Annotated in this window: 20 protein-coding genes; 12 read left to right on the plus strand and 8 right to left on the minus strand. The window is 34.6% G+C overall.

All coding sequences use genetic code 11. The features are described 5' to 3' along the window. Positions 1-270 precede the first annotated feature (270 nt). Positions 271-498 carry a hypothetical protein gene (locus EKL95_RS06190; RefSeq protein WP_126563785.1) on the plus strand — a complete coding sequence of 76 codons (228 nt, stop codon included), beginning with the start codon at positions 271-273 and terminating at the stop codon, positions 496-498. A gap of 43 nt (positions 499-541) precedes the next feature. Here EKL95_RS06190 and EKL95_RS06195 read toward each other — a convergent pair whose 3' ends face one another. The 3 genes from EKL95_RS06195 to EKL95_RS06205 all read right to left on the minus strand — a co-directional run bounded on the left by EKL95_RS06195 (position 542) and on the right by EKL95_RS06205 (position 3,784). Further along, on the minus strand, positions 542-1,066 hold the full coding sequence (locus EKL95_RS06195; protein ID WP_126563786.1) for a hypothetical protein: 525 nt from the start codon (positions 1,064-1,066) through the stop codon (positions 542-544). A 321-nt stretch (positions 1,067-1,387) separates the two neighbouring features. After that, complete coding sequence (locus EKL95_RS06200) at positions 1,388-2,590, minus strand: pyridoxal phosphate-dependent aminotransferase (protein ID WP_126563787.1); 1,203 nt, start codon at positions 2,588-2,590, stop codon at positions 1,388-1,390. A 99-nt stretch (positions 2,591-2,689) separates the two neighbouring features. Beyond that, positions 2,690-3,784, minus strand: a complete 1,095-nt coding sequence (locus EKL95_RS06205) for a fatty acid desaturase family protein (RefSeq protein ID WP_126461676.1) — start codon at positions 3,782-3,784, stop codon at positions 2,690-2,692. 106 nt (positions 3,785-3,890) lie between these two features. On the opposite strand from EKL95_RS06205, the gene rsmG reads away from it, so the two are divergent. Continuing rightward, positions 3,891-4,520 carry a 16S rRNA (guanine(527)-N(7))-methyltransferase RsmG gene (gene rsmG / locus EKL95_RS06210; RefSeq protein ID WP_126461679.1) on the plus strand — a complete coding sequence of 210 codons (630 nt, stop codon included), beginning with the start codon at positions 3,891-3,893 and terminating at the stop codon, positions 4,518-4,520. Positions 4,521-4,591: 71 nt separating this feature from the next. Here the strand turns inward: rsmG and EKL95_RS06215 are convergent, their stop codons facing one another. After that, a complete protein-coding gene (locus EKL95_RS06215; RefSeq protein ID WP_126563788.1) occupies positions 4,592-8,143 on the minus strand; it encodes a PAS domain S-box protein in 3,552 nt (1,183 codons plus the stop codon). Between the two features lie 346 nt (positions 8,144-8,489). On the opposite strand from EKL95_RS06215, the gene dnaG reads away from it, so the two are divergent. Next, positions 8,490-10,472: a DNA primase gene (gene dnaG / locus EKL95_RS06220; protein WP_126461690.1), complete on the plus strand. Its 1,983-nt coding sequence runs from the start codon at positions 8,490-8,492 to the stop codon at positions 10,470-10,472. 142 nt (positions 10,473-10,614) lie between these two features. Here dnaG and EKL95_RS06225 read toward each other — a convergent pair whose 3' ends face one another. Together EKL95_RS06225 and nadE are read right to left on the minus strand one after the other, a co-directional pair. Beyond that, positions 10,615-11,244, minus strand: a complete 630-nt coding sequence (locus tag EKL95_RS06225) for a response regulator transcription factor (protein ID WP_126461693.1) — start codon at positions 11,242-11,244, stop codon at positions 10,615-10,617. Between the two features lie 94 nt (positions 11,245-11,338). Next, on the minus strand, positions 11,339-12,142 hold the full coding sequence (gene nadE, locus EKL95_RS06230; RefSeq protein WP_126563789.1) for an NAD(+) synthase: 804 nt from the start codon (positions 12,140-12,142) through the stop codon (positions 11,339-11,341). 100 nt (positions 12,143-12,242) lie between these two features. Between nadE and gldB the strand changes: the two genes are divergently transcribed. Together gldB and gldC are read left to right on the plus strand one after the other, a co-directional pair. Next, positions 12,243-13,199 (plus strand): gliding motility lipoprotein GldB, encoded by a 957-nt coding sequence (gene gldB, locus EKL95_RS06235; protein WP_126461699.1) that lies wholly within the window; start codon positions 12,243-12,245, stop codon positions 13,197-13,199. Next, positions 13,199-13,534, plus strand: a complete 336-nt coding sequence (gene gldC / locus EKL95_RS06240) for a gliding motility protein GldC (RefSeq protein ID WP_126452671.1) — start codon at positions 13,199-13,201, stop codon at positions 13,532-13,534. Before gldB ends, gldC begins: the two co-directional genes overlap by 1 nt. Before the next feature lie 82 nt (positions 13,535-13,616). Here gldC and yihA read toward each other — a convergent pair whose 3' ends face one another. Further along, on the minus strand, positions 13,617-14,237 hold the full coding sequence (yihA, locus tag EKL95_RS06245) for a ribosome biogenesis GTP-binding protein YihA/YsxC (protein WP_126461702.1): 621 nt from the start codon (positions 14,235-14,237) through the stop codon (positions 13,617-13,619). A 25-nt stretch (positions 14,238-14,262) separates the two neighbouring features. Beyond that, positions 14,263-15,042, minus strand: a complete 780-nt coding sequence (locus tag EKL95_RS06250; RefSeq protein ID WP_126461705.1) for an alpha/beta fold hydrolase — start codon at positions 15,040-15,042, stop codon at positions 14,263-14,265. A 378-nt stretch (positions 15,043-15,420) separates the two neighbouring features. Here EKL95_RS06250 and mraZ point away from each other — a divergent pair, with 378 nt between their 5' ends. From mraZ to murD, 7 genes are all read left to right on the plus strand, one after another. Then, positions 15,421-15,894 (plus strand): division/cell wall cluster transcriptional repressor MraZ, encoded by a 474-nt coding sequence (gene mraZ, locus EKL95_RS06255; RefSeq protein WP_126562845.1) that lies wholly within the window; start codon positions 15,421-15,423, stop codon positions 15,892-15,894. After that, positions 15,869-16,777 carry a 16S rRNA (cytosine(1402)-N(4))-methyltransferase RsmH gene (gene rsmH, locus EKL95_RS06260; protein ID WP_197037212.1) on the plus strand — a complete coding sequence of 303 codons (909 nt, stop codon included), beginning with the start codon at positions 15,869-15,871 and terminating at the stop codon, positions 16,775-16,777. The genes mraZ and rsmH overlap by 26 nt, the downstream gene beginning before the upstream one ends. A 105-nt stretch (positions 16,778-16,882) precedes the next feature. Next, complete coding sequence (locus tag EKL95_RS06265) at positions 16,883-17,230, plus strand: FtsL-like putative cell division protein (RefSeq protein ID WP_126452681.1); 348 nt, start codon at positions 16,883-16,885, stop codon at positions 17,228-17,230. Further along, entirely contained in the window at positions 17,221-19,224 is a 2,004-nt protein-coding gene (locus EKL95_RS06270; protein ID WP_126461714.1) for a peptidoglycan D,D-transpeptidase FtsI family protein, read from the plus strand. Before EKL95_RS06265 ends, EKL95_RS06270 begins: the two co-directional genes overlap by 10 nt. Further along, positions 19,221-20,684 carry a UDP-N-acetylmuramoyl-L-alanyl-D-glutamate--2,6-diaminopimelate ligase gene (locus tag EKL95_RS06275; protein ID WP_126563790.1) on the plus strand — a complete coding sequence of 488 codons (1,464 nt, stop codon included), beginning with the start codon at positions 19,221-19,223 and terminating at the stop codon, positions 20,682-20,684. The genes EKL95_RS06270 and EKL95_RS06275 overlap by 4 nt, the downstream gene beginning before the upstream one ends. Before the next feature lie 98 nt (positions 20,685-20,782). Next, a complete protein-coding gene (gene mraY / locus EKL95_RS06280; RefSeq protein WP_126461720.1) occupies positions 20,783-22,012 on the plus strand; it encodes a phospho-N-acetylmuramoyl-pentapeptide-transferase in 1,230 nt (409 codons plus the stop codon). 1 nt (position 22,013) lies between these two features. Continuing rightward, complete coding sequence (gene murD / locus EKL95_RS06285) at positions 22,014-23,345, plus strand: UDP-N-acetylmuramoyl-L-alanine--D-glutamate ligase (protein WP_126461723.1); 1,332 nt, start codon at positions 22,014-22,016, stop codon at positions 23,343-23,345. The last annotated feature ends 54 nt before the right edge of the window (positions 23,346-23,399 follow it).

Raw genomic sequence — 23,399 nt, forward strand, 5'->3', positions numbered from 1 at the left:
AAACCTAATTTTAAATACAATAAATAGCTGTAAATCAAAACAATAAAACCTTAACTTAATGACATTGGGGTCACGCCGAGTGATTGGATCTCTGAATTAAATTTTATTCTCTTCTTTTCTTGATTTATATTTTTAATGGAATTAATTATTTAAATTAGTGCACCAGTTATAAAACTAAATATTACCCAAATACTAGTTCTTTTATGTAAATTATAAAATTTCATATCAAATCTGATAATTTTTTCATTAAATTTAAAAAAAACAATTATAATGGAGTTCGAAGAAGTAACGCGATATTTAAAAGAGAACCTTAAAAGATTTGAAGAACAACATCCAAACAATATATTTGTTATCTCACCTTATCTACATAAGGATTTGATTAACTATATATGTGCAATTAATGAAAAAGGGATGCAATATGTAGATGTTAAAGATTATTCTTCTGATCAGGAATTTGGTATCCAAGCATTCCTTATTCAATCGATTAATGTTTTCTAAATTCCCATACTAATGCTATTGAGATTTGTAAAAATGATTGAAACTAACTATTTGTTTTTAAAATAATACCATCAATCATTTTTGAAAACTGGTCGTAAATTTCTTTAAACGTAGTGTCCTCTAAGTTTTCGAATATCAATTTATCGTTATGAGTATTAAAACTTTCACGATTAGATATTAAACATGAAATTTCAAGGTCAGGTTGAAAAATATAATTTTTTTCTCTTATAATATATTTTTTTCTGAATTTATCTGTTTCTGTTCTAATTATTGTCGTAAGCGCTACATCTTTTTCGAATTCATCTATAATAAGTTTATCAGTTGGGTTGTATTTACTCCTACTTCGTTCAGACATTAATATAATTGTATCTCCTTCGTTATCTTTGATTTTATCAATTAATTCTTTTACTTTAATTGAATTGTTAATTTTAACTAATTCTTGGTTAAGTGATGTGATTTCAGATTTTTTTTCTGTCTCAATTCTTTTTCTTAATTCTTTTTCACCATCTGCTTGGCTAGAATAGTATAAAATCGCCAAAATAACTACTATTAAAACGAATGAAATCATATAATTAGGTTTAATGTCCTATAACAAACAACTTTTGTTTATCAAATTTTTTATAATCAAAAATTAAAAATAGTGAATTTTTTATATAAATTACTACAATTGATAGCTTGAATGCTAATTAGTATTTTGGCAGGGTTTGCGTGAGGGATTAAAGTGAAAATCCTTTGTATTCCCGCAGCGATAGCGAAGGTAATAAAAAAGATTGCAACGGATAGCCCGACCCGCCTTTTCTGCGGGGCATGCCCCAAAAAAAATAGTTTAAAATTTAAAGCGTTAAAACTTTAAACCTTAAACTATTTTAAACTTTAAACAAATTTTATATTATGCAGGAACCTCAGTAAGAGCCACTGCTTCTTTGATTCGGCGTAAGGCTTCAATTAGCAATTCTTCGCTTGTTGCGTAAGAAAAACGGATACAGTTTGGGTTTCCAAAAGCGTCACCGGTTACGGTTGCTACATTGGCTTCGCCCAAAAGATACATAGAGAAATCATTGGCATCTTTGATAAACGTTCCTCTTAGTGTTTTTCCGAAGAAAGAAGAAACGTCTGGGAATACATAAAAAGCACCTTCGGGAACGTTGATTTTTACTCCTGGAATGTCTTTTAGCAATCCAACGACTAAATCTCTACGGCTATGGAAAGCGTCCACCATGTGTTTTAGAACACTTGGATCAGCATCAACAGCAGTAATGGTAGCACGTTGTGCAATACTATTGGCACCGCTTGTTACTTGACCTTGAATTTTTGTACACGCTTTTGCAATGAATTCTGGTGCGCCAATATATCCAATTCTCCAACCTGTCATGGCGAAAGCTTTGGCTACTCCATTTACGGTAATTGTTCGTTCTAACATTCCTGGGATGGATGCGATGCTGCAAAAAGTTCCGGAGAAATTGATGTGCTCGTAGATTTCGTCGGCAACAACATAAATGTTTGGATATTTCTCTAAGACTTTTGCCAATGCCGTTAATTCTTCTCTGTTGTACACCGATCCGCTTGGGTTACAAGGGGAACTGAACCACATCATTTTTGTTTTTGGTGTAATTGCTGCTTCTAATTGTTCTGGTGTGATTTTGAAATCCGTATCTACAGAAGTGGGTACTTCTACAGGAACTCCGCCTGATAATTTTACGATTTCGAAATACGAAACCCAGTAAGGAGCCGGTAAAATTACTTCGTCACCGTCGTTTAGCATTACTTGAGCAATGTTGTATAAGGATTGTTTTGCTCCGGTTGACACTACAATTTGAGAGGGTTTGTACTCTAAATTATTGTCTCTTTTGAATTTTCTGCAAATGGCTTCTTTTAATTCAGCATATCCTTCTACTGGAGAGTAGGTGCTGTAATTTTCGTCAATCGCTTTTTTCGCCGCTTCTTTGATGAAGTCTGGCGTATTGAAATCTGGTTCGCCTAAGCTTAAACTGATAATGTCTCTTCCTTGTGCTTTTAATTCTCTGGCCAAAGCTGCCATTGCTAATGTTTGAGATGTAGATAAATTGTTTATTCTATCGGATAATGGATTCATTGTAATAGGTTGTAGTTAGTTTATTAGTATATATACACTGTAAAGATGCAATGTAGAGATGCACTGCAGAGCATCTCTAGATGTTGTGATTTTGAATGATTATGTAAGTTCTGGTTTCATTCCCAATTCTTTCAAATGCTTAAAATGAGCAATAACAGCACTTCGCATCGTTTTGTATTCGTAATACGGCAAGTTGCATTCTTGGGCGGTTTGCTTTACGATACTCGCAATTTTTCCATAATGCACGTGACTGATATTTGGGAAAATATGGTGCTCTATTTGGTGGTTTAATCCACCGGTGTACCAGTTGACAATGGCATTTTTTGGTGCAAAATTGGTGGTGGTAAACAATTGGTGAATCGCCCAAGTGTTATCCATTTCTCCTAATTCATTAGGAGAAGGATTGGTCGTTTCTTCGACAACGTGTGCTAATTGGAATACAACACTTAATATGAGTCCTGCGGTATAATGCATGAGGAAGAATCCAATAAGAACTTTCCACCATGTGATTCCAATAACGATTGGTAACACGATCCAAATAGAAACGTAAATTATTTTAGTGATAATTAAAGTGGTCCAAAGTATTTTTGGGCTTTTTGCTTCTCCGTAAGATAATTTTCGCTTTAAATAGCTTTTCATCTGCTTGAAATCAGTTGTAATAGCCCAGTTGAACGTTAATAATCCATATAAAAATACCGAATAATATTGCTGAAAACGGTGAAAATTATACCATGTTGCTTCTTTTGTAAAACGGATTACTCGCCCGGCATCTAAATCCTCATCGTGACCTGGAATGTTTGTGTACGTATGGTGCAAAACATTATGTTGAACTTGCCAGTTGTAGACATTTCCTGCCAGAACATAAATAGTTCCTCCCATAAATTTATTGACCCAGTGTTTATTGGAATAGGAGCCATGATTTCCATCATGCATGACATTCATTCCCACTCCAGCCATTCCAATTCCCATAACAATTGTTAATAGAAGATGTGCCCAAAAAGGCATACCTAATGTCAGAATTAAAAAATAAGGCGCCAGGAAAACCGTAATCAAAATGATAGTTTTTAAATAAAGTTTCCAGTTTCCAGTCTTTTGGATGTTGTTTTCTTTAAAGTAAGTATTTACCCGTGAGTTAAGTGTTCTGAAAAATTTCAGGCTATCTTGTTTTGCAAATGTTGGTAGCGTATCTGTCATAAAAAAATCAATAAAGGTCAAAGGTAATTATTATAAATTTTTGGATATACAAAATTGAGATAAATATTTTAACTCTAAAGTATTACTTTTGTTAAAAAATTAAAAGATGAATGAGATTCTGAAGCATTTTCCTAATTTAACGGATATTCAAAAAGAACAGTTTGAAAAATTGGATTTTTTATACCATGATTGGAACGAAAAAATAAATGTTATTTCCAGAAAAGATATTGATGCCTTATACACCAAACATATCTTGCATTCGTTGGGGATTGCCAAAATCATACAATTTGAACCGGGAACGTATGTCCTTGATGTGGGAACAGGAGGTGGATTCCCTGGAATTCCATTGGCGATTCTTTTTCCGGAAACGCGTTTTTATTTGATAGATATTATTGCAAAAAAAATAAAAGTGGTTCAGGCTGTTGCCGAGGGATTGGAATTAAAAAATGTTAAAGCTGAGCAAATGCGAGCAGAGAATGTAAAAGGAGATTTTGATTTTATTGTGAGTCGTGCCGTGACCAATATGCCGGATTTTGTTTCTTGGGTGAAAACCAAAATCAAAAAGAACAACAAACACGAATTGAAAAACGGAATTTTGTACTTAAAAGGAGGCGATTTAACTGAAGAATTAAAAGATTTTCCTAAAGCGACGGAATATAATTTAGCTGATTTTTTTGAAGATGAATTCTTTGAAACAAAGAAAGTAGTCCACGTGCCGTTGAAGTTTGTGGTTTAGAAACATAGAATAATTTTGTCTCAAACGGCTTTTTTTCAGGAAATAGGAATCTCTGCTGGTTGAGATTCCTTCTAATTGTGTACTGGAAATTCAAGGGTTACCTTAGTTCCTTTTCCTAATTTGCTTTCAAGTTGAATTGTTCCTGAGTTTTTTTCTGTAAATGTTTTTACGATATAGAGGCCTAATCCAGTTCCTTGGATTCCATCGGTATTACTGGCCCTAAAAAAAGTATTGAATAATTTTGGTTGATCTTCGGCTGGAATTCCAATACCTAAATCAATAATCTCTAAACAAATAGTTTTTTCGATGACACATAAATTTAGCTCAATATCACCAAAGCCTTCTGAATATTTAAAGGCATTGTTTAATAAGTTGAAAATAGTATATTCCATCAGTTTTTGATCTGCCATAACTCGAAAATTATCGCCTTTGATGGAGGTTTGAACTTTTCTTCCAATTAATTGATCGGGATAACTTATTTCGATCACATCCAGGCAAATTTGTTTTAAATCAAATTCGGTAGGATCGAAATTCGTTTTTCCGGAGTCCTCTTTTGAGATCGTTAGCACGGCATTCATCAATTGAACAATGCGATCAATTTCTTCAATAATACAATCAATTCTTTTTTGCAAACGGGGAGCATTTTCTATTTTTTCATGTTCTAAGTAAAGACTTATTAGTTCAGCACTAGTTCTGATGGTTGTCATAGGCGTTCTGAACTCATGTGAAATTGTGGATACTAAATTCGTGCGAAGATCATTTAAATCGCGTTCTTTCAGTAATGCTTTTTCAATTTTTTCTTCGGCTTCTTTTTGGGTGGTAATTTCTCTGTTTGAGGAATGAAAGCTAATTGTAACACCATTTTCTTTAACTAAATTGGCCTTAATTTCAAACCAAATATAATCGCCGCTTATGTTTCTAAACCGGATCTGAATTGCTATGTCTTCCATTTCTGTTAGAAAGCCTATGATGTGACTTTGAAGTTCCTCAATATCGTCAGGATGGGCATAATCTACAGGAAATTTCCCTATTAAAGATTGTGGGGTGTATCCTAATAGTTTTTCAATAGAAGGAGAAACGTATTTGAAAGAGGTGTCTGTATTATGCAAGCAAACTAAATCAACGGTGTTATCAGCTAAAAGACGGTATAAATTTTTAGCTTTGTTGAGCTGAATGGTTTTGATCCTGTTATTTTCTTCGGATAATATTTTGTTTTGTTTTTCAATCCTTTTCCGATCTGTTATATTGATCATCTGGAAAATATGACGCTTCGTTTTGTTTCGACTGCTTTTAATTATTGAAGCAGATATATACATCCAAATGACAGATTTATTTTTATGAATAAATCTTTTTTCTAAATTGAAATTAGAGATTTTTCCGGAATTTAATTGCTCTTTCAAAATAAAATCATTTTTTAAATCTTTTGGATAAGTTATTTCTTGAGAGGTTAAGGACGCAAATTCCTTTTTAGAATAGCCTAATATTTCACAAAGTTTTTCATTGACTTCTACAAAATTATCATCAATGTCTATTAACGCCATTCCTGCTGCCGAATATTCAAAAGCATCTTTAAACTGTTCTTGGCTTTGTTGTAATTCATCTTTGAGTATCTTCTCCTTAGTGATCTCTTGCATTGCACCAATCATCCGTATGGCTTTACCTTCATTGTTTCGAATGATTATGGCCTTGTCATTTACGAATCCATAGGAAGTATCTGTTTTTTTATAACGATACTCATGGGACCATACATTATTTTGACTTTTAACAGCCACATCTAGACTTTCAAAAACAGCTTTTTTCTCATCCGGATGTAAAAAATTATTAAGCAAACTAGCTGCTAGTACATTTTTCTTAAATGTATAACCAAAAAGCGTTTTAAACCCATCTCCGACATAAATTTTGTCAGTGGTCAAATCCCAATCCCAAATGGCATCAAAAGTAGCCTTGCTAAAATAAGAAAAGCGCTCGTTACTTTCTTTTAAAGCATCTTCTGCTTTTTTCTGTGCCGATATGTCAATAAAGGAACATATTACGAAAAGTAATTCATTGTGTTTTCCAAGTACGGGTACGGCATCAACCAACAACCATACTAAATTTTTAAGTGTGGGATTATAGACTCCCATAATGACATTGTTTATTGGCTTTAGTGTCTGGATTGCTTGAGGGACTGCATGATCCTCCACTTTAAATAAAGTACCGTCAAGATGAATTGTCTTCCAGTGCTCGTCGTAGGATGTTTTTCCAAGTAATTGGTCTTCTGTGAGTCCTAGCATTTCGCAGGCTGCTTTGTTGTTTTCTAATATTTCTGAGTCAGGGCCTTGGACTATAATTCCCACAGCTATATTGTAGATTATACTTTTAGTAAGCTGTCTGCTTTTAATAATTTCTTGCTGGGTTTTTTTACTTTCAGTGATATCTACACCAAATCCTATCATCATTTCTAGGGTTTCATCTTCATGAAAAACAGGAGTTAGTTTTCGGGTATGATAGGTTTTTGTGCCATCAAGATGTTCTATAGTATCCTCCCACTCAATTGTATTCCTGGATTCTATGGCTTCTAGAAAATGGATGCGTCTTGTTTTTGCAAAGGCATCATCTCTGCCAGTATGTTTTGCATATTCAAAATCGTTTTTTCCTATAATGAATTTTCGTAGCTCCTCTTTTTTTATAGCGGCTGGATTTAAATACGTGTAGGTATGACTGCTGTCAAAAACGGCGACATCCGTTGGGAGCCTGTCCAATATTTTTTCATAAAATTCTTTTTGTAATACTAGCTTTTGTTGAATTTCAATATACTCCGTAATGTCTCTACAGTTTCCTATAAAAATTGGCAGACCATTTTTTTGAGATAATTTTAAACGTGTGGAATGCCAAACATAATAACCTTCTTGATGAAGAATTCTATAGGTAAATTCACTTTCGTTTTTTCCGGTTTCAATTGCTTCACTTAAATAAGTTTTACAATTTTCTAAATCGTCAGGATGTAAAAAAGAAGTATTGCTTTTGTCTAAAATATCTTTATTCTCATAGCCTAGGTATTTAGTCCAGTTGTCTGAAGCATAGGTGATTATTCCTTCTAGGTTAAGCTCGTAAGTAATTTCTTTTGAATTGTCAATAAATAATTGAAATTGAGTGTCCTGTTCTTTGATTGTTTTTTGTAAGCTCTGGTTTTCAATATGTAATTTTAATAAAGATTGGATTTGTAGCACAGTATATTTTAGATGTTTTAACTGCATTACAGAAAGCTCTCTAGGGCTAGTATCCATAATACAAAGAGTTCCAATGACTAGATTTTCATTAAAACATATAGGGAAACCCGCAAAAAAAGCTATTAAATTTAAATTTTCGGGAGGAGCATCAATGTCTTTATTAATGTCTGAGATAATTTTAATTTTATTTTGCTGGATGGTATTCTCATTAAGTGCAATAATAGTAGGAGAGATGGGAATATAATCAAAACCTATTTTTGTAACTATTATGGGACTAATAGAGTCTGTTAATGAAATAAATGCAAGAGGCATCTCGCATACCTCGGATGCAAATAATAAAACCGTATTGAATTCCTCTTGAATAGTTCTGTTTTCAAATAATTCGCTTATTTTTTTCTTGTCAAATACAGGCATAGGTTCTTGGTGTAATTGATTAATTAACAATTATTTTGCATCATAGATATAGGTTTTTTAAAGTAATTGTTTCTTTATCAATAAGTTGTAATGTAGATTGGGGGGGGGAATCAATTACAAAATAACGTCTAATTTATTAAATATAAAAGAATGTTAAAAACTAATAACTTTTTTAACTGATTTAAAATGATGATTTAGCGCGTTTCTTTGATTTGTAAAACATTAATAACTTCTTAAATTATCAAATGGAATGATTTATGAGTTTAACTAGGAGTTGATTTTATTTGTACTAACAATAATTTTTCAGGTTAAACTTTGTAACTTTGGATTTCAAAAAATAATAGATTTGATCACAAAAGCTACTATAGATACTGTTTTCGAAACTGCTCGGGTAGAGGAGGTTATCGGTGATTTTGTGCAATTAAAACGCGCAGGGAGTAACTTCAAAGGGCTTAGTCCTTTTTCGGAAGAGCGTTCTCCATCGTTTATGGTTTCCCCAGCAAAGGGAATCTGGAAAGATTTTAGTTCTGGAAAAGGAGGGAATTCAGTTGCTTTCTTAATGGAACACTCCCATTTCACTTACCCGGAAGCCATACGGTATTTAGCCAAAAAATACAATATAGAAATTGAGGAAACCGAGCAAACGGATCAAGAAAAAGCCATTACGGATGTACGGGAAAGTATGTATTTGGTATCGGAGTTTGCAAAAAGTTATTTTCATAACACCCTGTTCAATTCTGAAGAAGGCAAAGCAATAGGGTATTCTTATTTTAAAGAAAGAGGATTTACTGCGGATACAATTAAGAAATTTAGTTTGGGATATTCCCCTGAAAGTTGGGATGCCTTTACCAAAGAAGCCTTAGGGAAAGGTTATAAATTAGAGTTTCTAGAAAATACCGGACTCACAATTCCCAGAGATGACAGGCCTTTTGACAGGTTCAAAGGTCGCGTTATGTTTCCTATAGAAAGTATGTCAGGTCGAGTACTTGGTTTTGGAGGCAGAATTCTTACCAACGATAAAAAAGCGGCAAAATACTTGAATTCACCGGAAAGTGAAATTTACCATAAAAGTAAAGTGCTGTATGGTATTTTTCAGGCCAAACAATCAATAGCCAAATTAAATAATTGTTATTTAGTCGAAGGATATACTGATGTAATTCAGTTCAACCAATCCGGAATTGAAAATGTGGTTGCTTCCTCAGGCACGGCGCTTACACCAGATCAAATCCGTTTAATAAACAGATTGACAAAAAATATCACAGTGCTTTTTGATGGTGATGCCGCAGGTTTACGGGCTTCTGTGCGTGGAATTGATCTAATTTTAGAGGAAGGAATGAATGTAAAAGTGTGTACGTTTCCTGATGGGGAAGATCCGGACAGTTTTGCAAAAAAAACATCTTATGAAGCGTTAGTTTTATACTTAGAGAATAACGCAAAAGATTTTATTCAGTTCAAAGCCTCTCTTTTGATGAATGAAGCGAAAAATGATCCCGTCAAAAAAGCAGATCTTATACGGGACATGGTCGTCAGCATTTCGAAAATTCCGGACAGGATTCAACGAGAAATTTATATCCAGGAATGTTCCAGAATAATGGATATTTCAGAGCAGGTTTTACTAAGCACTTTGGCGCAATTAGTCCAAAAAGACGGTATCGAAATTGAAAAAAAACACAAACAAAAGCAATTGCAGAATGCCTTTGACTATGTTAAAAATGACGATACTGTCCAGACTGATAAAGTAGATTCACTGTATCGATTTGAACGTAAAATAATTGAAATCCTATTGCTTTATGGTAACAAGACGGAAAAATTTGAAGAAGTTTTATTAAAGTCAAATAGCGACGGAGAAATTGTGGACGTTACCGAAATAAAAGAATTAAAAGTTTTTCAGAAAATATATTTGAGTTTGCAAGATGATGAAGTAGAATTTGCAAGTCCTATATTTAGAGATATATACAAAAATTTAATCGATTATTATTTGCAAAATGAGGACTCTGGGCTTGATAAATATATAAATCACTACCAGTCAGGTGTTCCTGATGAAGTAACTAATATTATAATGGAAGAGGAAAAAAATGTTTTGCACAATTGGACTGGTCAAAATATTTTCCCTAAAAGTAAAGAAGAAATGTTAAATCAGGATGTTTCGGACACATTGCTTACTTTACGATGGTTTCTGCTTAGTGAGATTATTGAAGAGTTGAAAAACTCCGTTTCTAACGATCCGGAATCAGATAATATGGAGTCATTGTCTTTAGCAATGAGTTATATAGAGTTGCGAGGTAAGTTTTCAAAAAAATTAGGGCGAGTTGTGGTACGATACCATTAAAGGCTACACAATCTATAAATCAAAAAGCGCTGTATCTCTGAAATTTGATACAGAGATACAGCGCTTTTATTAATTGTAATGAATCAACATGTAATCCATTCTTTTTTTTAAATTGCCTAGACGTGGTTAGGCCTCAATGGTATTAAACGATTTCTAACGTTTTTGCTTTGTTTACTAAATCTACTAGATTAGTAACATTTAGTTTTGTTAACAATCGCAATTTGTACGTACTAATCGTTTTTTCATTTAGTTTAAGAATAGTCGCGATCTCGTGGTTTTTCTTTCCATCACTTAGATAACGCAAAACCTCCACTTCCCGGTTGGAAAGCTTACGATACAATCTTTCACTCTTGCTTTGTTTTGCAATTAAGGCTAAATTTTTCTTTACAGTCTCATTCATGATTATTTTTCCTTGGTGGACTTTAACAATCGACTGACCTAAGGTTTCTAGTTTTTCAGATTTGTGCACAAAGCCAGATACTCCGGCTTTAATGGCATTTGGCGCATAAATCTGTTCTGAAAGACCACTGAAGATAATGATTTTAGTTTTTGGAAAATTTTTCAAAAGTGCTTTCACTTCAAAAATACTGGAAAGACCTTCCAGTTCCAAGTCTAATATCAATACATCAATGTCTTTTGTTAAAAGTATATCCCGTACCATCAAAAAGTTACCAACATTGGCTACTATTGATATCTCGGCATTGTCTTTAAAGTAAGATTTTACTCCAAAATGCACAACGGGGTAATTGTCGGCTATACATACTTTAATCATGATTTTAGTTTTTTAGAATTATTTATTATTGGAAATGTAAAATTAATAAATAAATTCTGTAATTAATTGTAAATCAATATAAAATATCATTTCTTTAATCTTTTGGGATAAAACAAACTGGTATTGCGGTCATTTTATGTTGATTATTAGTGTTTAATCGTTTGTAGATTTCAAAAACAATTTTGTCTCTTCCGGTAAAATTTTTGATTGATTTTCCAGCGTGATCTTCTGCCATTGCCCACTCTAGCTCATTATAGCTGGCGCCTAATTGATCTTCATCGGTTCTTTCATCTCCAAATAATCCGTCGGTGGGCGGTGCTTTCAAAATAGAATCTGGAATTTTTAAATAGTTGCCTAAAAGATAGACTTCTGACTTCATTAAGTCGGCAATAGGGCTTAAATCAACACCTCCATCGCCATATTTAGTATAAAAACCAACGCCAAAATCCTCTACTTTATTTCCCGTTCCGGCAACTAATAAACAATGAATGCCTGCAAAATAATACAATGTGGTCATTCTTAAGCGAGCTCGGGTGTTAGCCAGGGATAGGTTTACTTTAGAAATATCTGAATGATTACCGGGCACTATTTTTTTGAAACTCTCAAAAACAGATGTCAAATCAGCTTCCACGCTAGTTACGTTAGGGAATCTTTTTTTTAATTGTTCGATATGTTCCCGGCCTCTTGTTACATGGCTTTGCGCTTGATGGATGGGCATTTCAATACATAAAACCTGCAGTCCGGTCTGGGCGCATAGTGTAGAGGTTACCGCTGAATCAACTCCCCCTGAAATCCCAATAACAAATCCGTTCACTTTAGCATTTTCAGCATATGTTTTTAACCAATTTACAATAAGAGTATTTATTTTTTCGACGGGTAGTGCCCTTTTTTTAGTCATAATAGTTTACGTTTTAAAAAGTAGGAATGTATATTTGCACACTAAATTAGTTGCAGATGGGTTTCCTTAAATTCTGTGGTAACAAATTTAATTAATAATTATGAAAATAGATCTGTTGTCCCTCGTCTTTTGCCTCTTTTTTTTGTCATGTGATAAGAAAAGTAAAGTAGAGAATACTATTGCTGCAATTCCTGTACAAGTAAAATTAGAACGATTTGATATAATATTTTTTGAAACGCCACCAAAAGACTTAGAGAAAATAAAAAAAGAGTTTCCTTTCTTTTTTCCTCCAGGAAATGACAACAGCGTTTGGCTGAATAAAATGCAGGATCCAATCTGGAGAGAATTATATACGGAAGTACAAAAAAAATATGCTGATATTGAACCGGTAAAAGAAGAATTAGAAGGTGTGCTTAAGCATATTAAATACTATTTTCCTGAAACAAAAATACCAAAAGTGATTACCGTAATTGCTGAGATGGACTATAATAATAAAGCCATTTATGCAGACAGTCTGGTTATTATCTCACTTGAATTGTATTTAGGGAAAGACCATAAATTTTATCAGTTTCCCAATTATTTAAAACAAAATTTTGAACAAAGACAGATTGCACCAGATGTAGTTTCGAGTTTTTCAACACGTAAAATTCCTCCTGTTTTAGATAAGGATTTGCTGAGTCAGATGATTTATTGTGGAAAACAATTGTATTTAAAAGACTTGCTTTTGCCAAAGTATACAGAAGCCGAAAAAATAGGGTATACGCCAGAGCAATTATTATGGTGTCAAGAAAATGAAAGTTACATGTGGCGTTATTTTATTGAGAAAGAATTACTTTACAGTAACGATCAAAAGTTAATTCCACGATTTATAAATCCAGCACCATTTTCTAAGTTTTATCTGGAAATAGACAATGAATCTCCAGGCCGGGTTGGTGCCTGGATCGGTTGGCAAATAGTGCGATCCTATATGAATAATAAGGACGCAGGTATTGCAGATCTGTTAAAAAAAGATGCGAAAGAAATATTTAAACAATCAAAATACAAACCTAAAAAGTAATGTCAAATACACACACCTCAGAAATTAAGTTTCTAATCGAATTAGATGAAAATAAGGTTCCGGAAAAATTAATGTGGACCGCTAAAGATGGCGGAGTTGAGCTGGAGGAAGCCAAAGCAATAATGTTGTCTATTTGGGATAGCAAAGCAAAAGAAAGTATGCGCATTGATTTGTGGACGAAGGAAATGCCGGTAGATGAAATGAAAATTTTCTTTCACCAGACTTTAGTAGCAATGTCTGAAACTTTCAAGCGTGCTACTGATGATGAAAAAATGGCGGATACGATGAAAGATTTTTGCGATTATTTTGCTGAAAAATTGGAACTCACAAAGTAAATTTTTGTGTTGTTTTGCAAAAAAAAATCCCAAGACTAAAGTGTAGTTTTGGGATTTTATTGCAATGCTCTTAGATTGTTTTCTAAAACTGGCTGTTGTTTTTAAAAACTTCCTGATTTACTTCTTCAATGTAATTTAATACGTCCTCTTTTCCGGTAGATTCAGTCGCTGATGTGACAAAGTAATGCGGCATTTCGGCCCAGTTATTCGCAAACATTTTCTTTTTATAAGCGGCTACGTGAGAGTCTATTTTTACCTTGCTGATTTTGTCCGCTTTCGTGAAAACTATACAAAAAGGAATTTCGCTTTCACCCATATACGACATGAATTCAATGTCGATAGTTTGTGCTTCGTGACGAATATCAATCAAAACAAAAGCACAAACAAGTTGCTCTCTGGTCTCAAAATAATCAGTGATGAATTCTTGAAAAATAGATTTTGTTTTTTTAGAAACTTTAGCATATCCATAACCGGGTAGATCGACAAGAAACCAATTGCTGTTAATTAAAAAATGATTAATCAATTGGGTTTTCCCTGGTCTGCCGGATGTTTTAGCTAATTTTTTTTGGTTGGTCAGCATATTTATCAAAGAGGATTTTCCTACATTTGATCGACCTATAAAAGCATATTCCGGTAAAAAGTCTTTTGGACATTTTGCCACATCAGAGTTGCTAATAACAAATTCGGCGGTATTAATTTTCATTTTTGCTAGGTATAAAATTCTCCTTTTACGATTTGTGTACGGATAAATGAGTGTTTGTAAGCCACTCCTCAAGTAAGCGATTGAATTCCTCCGGATGTTCCATCATGGCCGCATGACCGCAGTTATCGATCCAATATAAAGTAGAATTAGGTAATAATTTATTGAACTCTTCTGCTACATCTGGAGGGGTGACTTTGTCATTTTTCCCCCAAATAAGACAGGTTTGAACATGCATTTTAGGTAAATCTTTTGCCATATTATGGCGAATGGCACTTTTTGCAATAGTCAGTGTTTTGATCAATTTCATGCGGTCGTTAACAGACTCGTAGACTTCGTCTATAAGTTCTTTAGTCGCAACTTTTGGATCATAAAATACATCTTCTGCTTTTTTCTTAATGTATTCATAGTCCCCCCTTTTTGGGTAGCTATCGCCCATGGCACTTTCATAAAGACCTGAACTTCCGGTTATTACAAGACCGGCTACTTTTTCAGGATACATTTTAGTGTGGTACAATGCAATATGGCCACCAAGTGAATTTCCTAAAAGGATAACACGATCTAATCCTTTAAAAGTGATGAAATCCTTGACATATTTTGCAAAACTTTTCACGTTAGTTTTTAAAATATTTTGAGTATATATCGGTAAATCTGGAATAATTATTTTATATCCTCTTGTAGAAAAGTAGCTGGCAACGGTATCAAAGTTGCTAAGTCCCCCCATAAGTCCGTGTAAGATTACGATTGGAGTTCCTTCACCAGCTTCATAATAGCTGTATCTGCCTTCTTTTTTGTAGTGTTTTTCCATTTTTTGTAAATGCGGATTTTCAATTTTGACAAATATAGGATTTAATAAATAAAAATGGATTTTTAGAACAATTTTTAATTGTAAAATTATCCCACTTTAGATAAAATTTAGTTATTTTTTTTTAGGATTTAGCAACAAATTTCTATGTAAATGCCTTTTATTTTTACATCAAAAAAATTAAATTTCATTGGTTTTGGCAGTCTTTTTTCTATAACGATCTCTTTCTTACAAATTAAGCAGAATGGGTTAATGGCCTGATTGTCCAAAAAGTAAGGGTTTTTGTTTGAAAGTGGTTAAACTTATTAACAAAGTGGGGTATAGTGGTAGATAGTGGTAATATTTTTTATATTTTTGCTCAACATCATTTAATATTTTTTCTTGGATACAATTATTGGAACATATGAATGTAAAGTTGATGCTAAAGGAAGGGTGCTGTTGCCGGCGCCTTTGAAAAAGCAATTGGCACCTTCACTTCAAAACGGATTTGTTTTGAAGCGTTCCGTTTTTCAGCCCTGTCTGGAGTTATATCCCATGGAGGAGTGGAATGTAATGATGCAAAAAATCAATAAACTCAATCGATTTGTAAAGAAAAACAATGACTTCATCCGCAGGTTTACTGCAGGCGTAAAAGTGGTTGAGATCGATGCATTAGGACGATTATTGGTACCTAAAGATTTAGTAGTTTTTGCCAGTATTACAAAAGAGGTAGTGTTTTCGTCAGCCGTAAACATTGTGGAAATTTGGGATAAAGAATGGTATGAAAAATCAATAAATGGGGAAGATGTTGATTTTGCAGATTTAGCAGAGGAAGTAATGGGAAATATAAATGACAACGACGATGGAATATCATAATCCGGTTTTGCTTCAGGCATCAGTAGATGGTTTAAATATTAAGCCAGATGGCATTTATGTTGATGTCACTTTTGGGGGTGGCGGTCATTCAAAAGAAATTTTGAAAAGGCTAGGGCCGGATGGAAAGTTGTTTGCTTTTGATCAGGACGAAGATGCATTAGCAAATGCTTTGCCGGACGAAAGATTTACGCTGATTAACGAGAATTTTCGTTTTGTAAAGCGGTTCTTGCGTTTTTACGGTGTGAAAAGTGTGGATGGTATCTTAGCAGATTTAGGTGTTTCATCGCATCAGTTTGATGTTCCGGAAAGAGGGTTTTCGACTCGTTTTGATGCCGATCTGGATATGCGAATGAGTCAAAAAAATGATTTGAATGCCTATAAAGTGGTCAATGAATATGATGAAGCAAATCTAAAAAGAGTGTTTTTGGATTATGGCGAATTGAAAAATGCTCCTGTTTTGGCAAGAACAATTGTAGAGGCAAGAGAGCTGCAACCAATCAAAACAACAGATGAGTTGAAAGCCGTTTTGGCGCGATATTTACCGGAAAGAGTTCGAAATAAAATATTAGCCCAAATATATCAGGCCATTCGAATTGAGGTAAATCAGGAAATGGATGTTTTGAAAGAGTTTTTAGAGCAATCTCTGGAAATATTAAATCCAGCAGGGAGATTAAGTGTAATATCCTATCATTCCTTAGAAGACAGATTGGTAAAAAGATTTATCAAAAACGGAATGTTCGAAGGAGAGCCGGAAAGAGATTTTTTTGGTAACTTTTCTGTTCCTTTTAAAACCATTGGTAAACTAACAGTTCCGAATGCCGAAGAAATAAAAGCAAATAACAGAGCGCGAAGCGCAAAATTAAGAATTGCTGAAAAAATATAATCCCCACCCGGCCTCCCCAAAAGGGAGGAGCCAAACAGGAAAAATAAATATTAACTTTTAATATCTCGGCTCCCTCTCCTTTGGAGGGGGTCGGGGAGAGGACAAATGAAAAACGGAGTGTATAGCATATTGAAAGCGAAGTTTCTTATTGATGATGATGCTGTCAAAAACTGGCGGTTCATTGTTTTTATCCTTTTGTTAGCTATTGTTATGATTGCAAATACTCAGCGATTTGAGCAAAAAGTATTTAAAATTACGGAGCTCACCGGACGGGTTAAAGAGTTGCGTTCCGAATTTGTAGATCGGCGGTCTGAGTTAATGAAATTAAAAATGGAATCAACGGTTTCTGAAAAAATGATAGAAAAAGAAATCTTTCCTTCAACAGTTCCGCCAATTAAAATAAAAGTTAAAAAAGAAGAAGATAAAAGCTTCTTTAAAAAATTATGGCAGTAGAAGATAAATACATATCCTACAGAATTTATCTGGTCGCATTTGGAATTTTCCTGATGGCGATCGCGATAGCCGTAAAATTAACAAATATTCAATGGGTAGAGGGTGATTATTATAGAAAATTAGCCAAACAAAGAACCGTTAAAAATTTTATTATTCCGGCCAATAAGGGGAATATTTATTCTGCCGATGGAAGTCTTTTGGCTACATCAATTCCAAATTATGAAATACGCTTTGATGCACTTGCTTCAAAAACAGAATTATTTGAGAAGAATGTGAAACCATTATCAGACTCTTTGGCTCTATTGTTAGGGAAATCAGCAAATTATTTTGAAAATGAATTAAGAAAAGCCCGGGGCAATAAAAACAGATATTATTTAGTGGCCCGAGATTTAAGTTATACAGAATATGTTAGAATCAAAGGGTTTCCTTTATTTAATCTTGGTGCTTATAAAGGAGGAATTATTGTAGAACAGGAAACCATAAGAGAGCATCCTATTGGAAAAATTGCAGAACGTACTGTAGGGTATGAGCGAACATCAAACGGGCAATCGCTGGATGGAAAAGGAATCGAATGGGCTTTTAGGAACTATCTAAATGGTAAAGACGGCAAAATATTAAAACAGAAAATAGCCAAGGGACAGTGGAAACCCATACGTGATGTTAATGAAGTAGACCCTCAGGACGGCTATGATGTTATATCAACAATTGATGTTTATATTCAGGATATCGCACATCATGCTTTGCTTAAACAGTTGGAATTGTATCAGGCAGATCATGGTTCTGTAGTGGTTATGGAAACTAAAACGGGTCATGTGAAAGCAATTTCTAATTTAGGAAGAGCAAAAGACGGAACGTACTACGAAACCACTAATTACGCAGTAGCGGAGTCTCATGAACCGGGTTCTACCTATAAATTAGCGGATTTGATGGCACTTCTGGAAGATAAAAAAGCGGATACCAGTTCTGTTTATGACAGCAAAGGAGGAGTCGTTGTATATTCAGGTAAAAAAGTGCGTGATTCCCACAAAGGCGGTTATGGAAAAATTTCTTTAGCAAGAGGTTTTGAACTTTCGTCTAATACCATCATGGTTCAGGCGGTGTATGAAGCGTACAAAAATAACCCGTCGCAATTTGTCAATCATCTTAATGATTTTGGATTAAACAAAACTTTAGGACTCTCCATCAAAGGGGAGGGCGTGCCTTATATCCCTCAGCCAGGCGATAAAAACTGGTCAAATATTTCGCTTCCTTGGATGGCTTTTGGATATGGAGTCCACATAACTCCCATGCAGACACTGGCATTTTATAATGCGGTTGCCAATGATGGGGAAATGGTAAAGCCTCAATTTGTTTCTGAAATAAAAGAATGGAACAGAACCATCAAAAAATATGAGAAAGAAGTTTTGAATCCAAGAATTTGTTCCCCACAAACTATTTCCAAATTAAGGGCAGTTCTGGCAAATGTTGTCAAAAAAGGAACGGCTTCTAAATTATATTCAAAAGATTTTTCGATGGCAGGAAAAACAGGAACAGCGGCGGTGAATTACGGAAAGGCTGGAGGAACTGGAAAATATTATGCGTCGTCTTTTGTGGGTTACTTCCCGGCAGACAAACCAATGTATTCTTGTATAGTTGTGGTGCATAAACCAAGTACAGCGCTAAATAATTATTACGGTGCGGATGTGGCTGGTCCCGTTTTTAAGAGAATCGCACAAAAAATATTTACCGATGCCCCTTCGACAAATGAAATTAAAAATTTAGATAGAAAGATACCAAAACAAGAAAATAATTATGATTCTTATTTTGTGAAATCTCAGAACAAACAACAGTTTATACCCAATGTAAAAGGAATGCCAGGAATGGATGCTGTTGCTTTATTAGGAAATTTGGGAGTCAAAGTAAAGGTCGTAGGAGTTGGAAAAGTGAAAAAACAGTCGCTTGAAGCAGGTCAAAATATTCTAAAAAACACAACGATACTATTGGAATTATCATGAGTATACTAAAAGACATATTATACAAAGTAGCCATTGAAGCCGTAATGGGTTCGACGGATATTACTGTAAACAAAATAGATTTCGATTCTAGAAAAATTGAGTCTAACGATGTTTTTGTAGCAATTCGTGGGTCAATATCAGACGGTCATGATTTTATAGGAAAAGCAATCGCATTAGGAGCAGTTGCGGTGATTTGTGACACATTTCCGGAAATTATTGAAAAAGGAATTACGTACGTTCAGGTAAAAGATACGAATTCAGCCTTGGCATTTATGGCCTCTAATTATTTTGGGGATCCTTCTAAGAACCTGAAATTGGTTGGAATTACAGGAACAAACGGGAAAACCACAATTGCTTCTTTGTTGTATCAATTGTTTAAAAAGGCAGGGTTTAAAGTGGGATTGCTCTCAACAGTTAAAATTTTAGTTGATGATATTGAATATAAAGCCACACACACGACTCCGGATTCGATTACTATAAATTACTATTTGAATGAAATGGTCAAAAATGGAGTCGACTATTGTTTTATGGAAGTCAGTTCTCATGGTATTCACCAAAAAAGAACCGAAGCCTTGCATTTTGTAGGGGGTATTTTTACTAATTTGTCTCATGATCATTTGGATTATCATCCAACGTTTGCAGAATATAGAGATGTAAAAAAGGCCTTCTTTGATAATTTGCCTAAAACTGCCTTCGCATTATCGAATATTGATGATAAAAATGGGCAAGTAATGTTACAAAATACAAAAGCCAAAAAATGTACGTATGCCTTAAAATCGTATGCGGATTATAAAGCGCAAATCCTGGAAAATCAATTGTCCGGTTTGTTGTTGAAAATAAACGGAAATGAAGTTTGGGTTAAGCTGATAGGAACATTTAATGCGTATAATTTAGTAGCTATTTATGGAGCGGCAGTCGAATTAGGAATGGAAAGTCTGGAAGTACTTCGTTTATTGTCGGATTTAGAAAGTGTTTCGGGACGTTTCCAATTTATTGTTTCTGCTTCAAATATTACCGCTATTGTAGATTATGCCCATACGCCGGATGCTTTAGAAAATGTACTAAAAACCATCAATGACATTCGCACCAAAAATGAACAGTTGATCACCGTTGTGGGGTGCGGTGGTAATAGAGACAAAAGCAAGCGCCCTATTATGGCCGGAATTGCCGCTGAATGGAGTGATACAGCAATTTTCACTTCGGATAATCCAAGAAATGAAAATCCGGAAGTGATTATCACCGAAATGGAACACGGTGTAGCCGCTCAAAACTATAAAAAAGTGCTGTCAATAACCGATAGAAAGCAAGCCATAAAAACCGCATGTCAATTGGCACAGCCCAACGATATTATTTTAATTGCTGGGAAAGGGCATGAGACGTATCAGGAAATAAATGGAATTCGCCTTGATTTTGATGACATGGAAATAGTTAAAAAAACACTAGGCCAACTGGGAAAATAAAAGTTTAACCGGAGTAACTGTTTATTTGTTTATGGGAATATCCAAATAACCGATTAACCAAATAACCAAAAAAAGATAAACCAAATAAACAAAGAGATATGCTATACTATTTATTTGAATATTTAGACAAAACACTTGACGTTCCGGGAACCGGTGTTTTTCAGTACATCACTTTTAGATCTGCATTAGCATTGATGCTTTCGTTGTTGTTATCAACAATTTACGGAAAAATTATAATTCGCTTTTTGCAAAGACAGCAAGTGGGTGAAACCGTGCGAGAGCTTGGTTTAGCTGGTCAGAACGAAAAAGCGGGGACGCCGACCATGGGTGGATTAATCATTATTTTTGCTACGCTGGTACCGGTATTATTATTTGCAAAATTGCATAATATCTACATTGTGTTATTGATTGTTACCACGCTTTGGATGGGGACTATTGGTTTTATAGATGATTATATTAAAATTTTCAAAAGAGACAAACAAGGATTAAAAGGAATATTTAAGGTTGTTGGTCAAGTGGGTTTAGGTCTCATTGTGGGAACCGTCTTGTATTTTCATGCCGGGGTTACAGTGAGAACGGATATTGGTAAAGCCAATGTTTTCAAGGCTTCTACTGAAAATGTAGTTTTTCAAGCGCCGCTCGAAGAAAAATCAACTGCAACAACGATTCCTTTTTTTAAAAATAATGAATTCGATTATGCGGAACTATTAGCATGGACTGGGGAAGGATATGAAAAATGGGCTTGGTTGATTTTTATTCCGGTTGTTATTTTTATTATCACCGCTGTTTCTAATGGAGCTAATTTGACTGATGGAATAGATGGTTTGGCAGCAGGAACATCCGCGATTTCAGTATTGGCACTGGGAATATTTACGTTTGTTTCGGGAAACATTATTTTCTCTAATTATCTGAACATCATGTATATCCCTAATTCAGGGGAAATGACAGTCTTTATTGCGGCTTTTGTTGGATCGTTAATCGGGTTTCTTTGGTACAATTCGTATCCGGCATCTGTTTTTATGGGTGATACAGGAAGTTTAACAATAGGCGGAATTATTGCAGTTCTGGCAATTGCAGTCCGTAAAGAAATGCTGATTCCTTTATTGTGCGGAATTTTTCTTGTCGAAAATTTATCTGTGATTCTTCAGGTCAGTTATTTCAAGTATACCAAGAAACGCTTTGGCGAAGGCCGAAGAATATTTTTAATGTCGCCTTTGCATCACCATTATCAGAAAAAGGGCTATCACGAAAGTAAAATTGTGACCCGGTTTTGGATTGTTGCCATCATGCTGGCCATTTTGTCAATCGTTACTTTAAAATTAAGATAACATGAGGCTAGTAATTTTAGGTGGAGGCGAAAGCGGTGTTGGCACTGCTATTCTGGGTAAGAAAAAAGGATATGATGTTTTTGTGTCTGATTTTGGAAAGATAAAAGAGAATTACAAAGAGGTTCTTCTTATTAATGAAATAACCTGGGAAGAGCAGCTGCATACGGAAGAATTGATTTTGAATGCTGATGTGGTGATGAAAAGTCCCGGAATTTCGGATAATTCTCCAATTGTAAAAAAATTAAAGGAGAAAGGAATCTCGGTAATTTCTGAAATTGAGTTTGCTGCTCCTTACACTGAGGCTACCATTATAGGGATAACTGGGAGTAACGGAAAGACCACCACTACAATGCTGACACATCATTTGCTAAAAGCAGCGGGGCTAAATGTAGGATTGGGGGGCAATATAGGAAAGAGTTTTGCCTGGCAAGTTGCTGATAATAAATATGATTTGTATGTGCTTGAATTGAGTAGTTTTCAGCTGGACGGGATTGAAAATTTCAAACCGCATATTGCCATAATTACCAATATAAGCCCGGATCATCTGGATCGATATAATTATAAATATGAAAATTATATTGACGCAAAATTCAGGATTACGATGAATCAGACTCAGGAGGATTACCTCATTTACGATGCGGATGACGAAGCCATCAATGAATGGTTCAAAACACACACAACAAAGGCGAAATTAATTCCTTTTTCATTGACTAAAACATTCAACGAAGGAGCTTATATACAAAACAACAAAATGGAAATAAAGATTAATCAGGAAGAGTTTACAATGGACACCGAACACATTGCTTTAGAAGGGAAACATAACATGAAAAACGCAATGGCAGCAACTTCTGTGGCAAAATTAATGCAAATAAGAAAAGCTACAATTCGGGAGAGTCTTTCTAATTTTCAAGGAGTAGAACACCGTTTAGAAAAAGTTTTTAAAATCCAAAACGTGCAGTATATTAATGATTCTAAAGCAACGAATGTGAACGCTACTTTTTTTGCATTAGACAGTATGAATGCTCCTACGGTATGGATTGTGGGCGGGGTTGATAAAGGAAATGATTACAATGAATTGATGTCCTTAGTGCGTGAAAAAGTTAAAGCGATTATCTGCCTTGGTGTGGATAATAAAAAGATAATTGATGTTTTTGGGAATGTGGTTGACATGATGATTGAAGTGTCCAGTATGGATGATGCGGTGAGAATGGCACAACGAGTATCAGAAAAAGGAGACGTAGTGTTATTGTCCCCGGCATGTGCCAGTTTTGATTTATTTGAAAATTATGAGGACAGAGGAAATCAGTTTAAACTAGCCGTTAGAAATTTATAGAAAAAAGGTTTTAGGTTCTAGGTGCTAGGTTTTAGCGCCAAAATCCAAAACCAA

Origin of the sequence: Flavobacterium sp. LB2P53 (assembly GCF_003970305.1) — a bacterium.
GTDB lineage: Bacteria > Bacteroidota > Bacteroidia > Flavobacteriales > Flavobacteriaceae > Flavobacterium.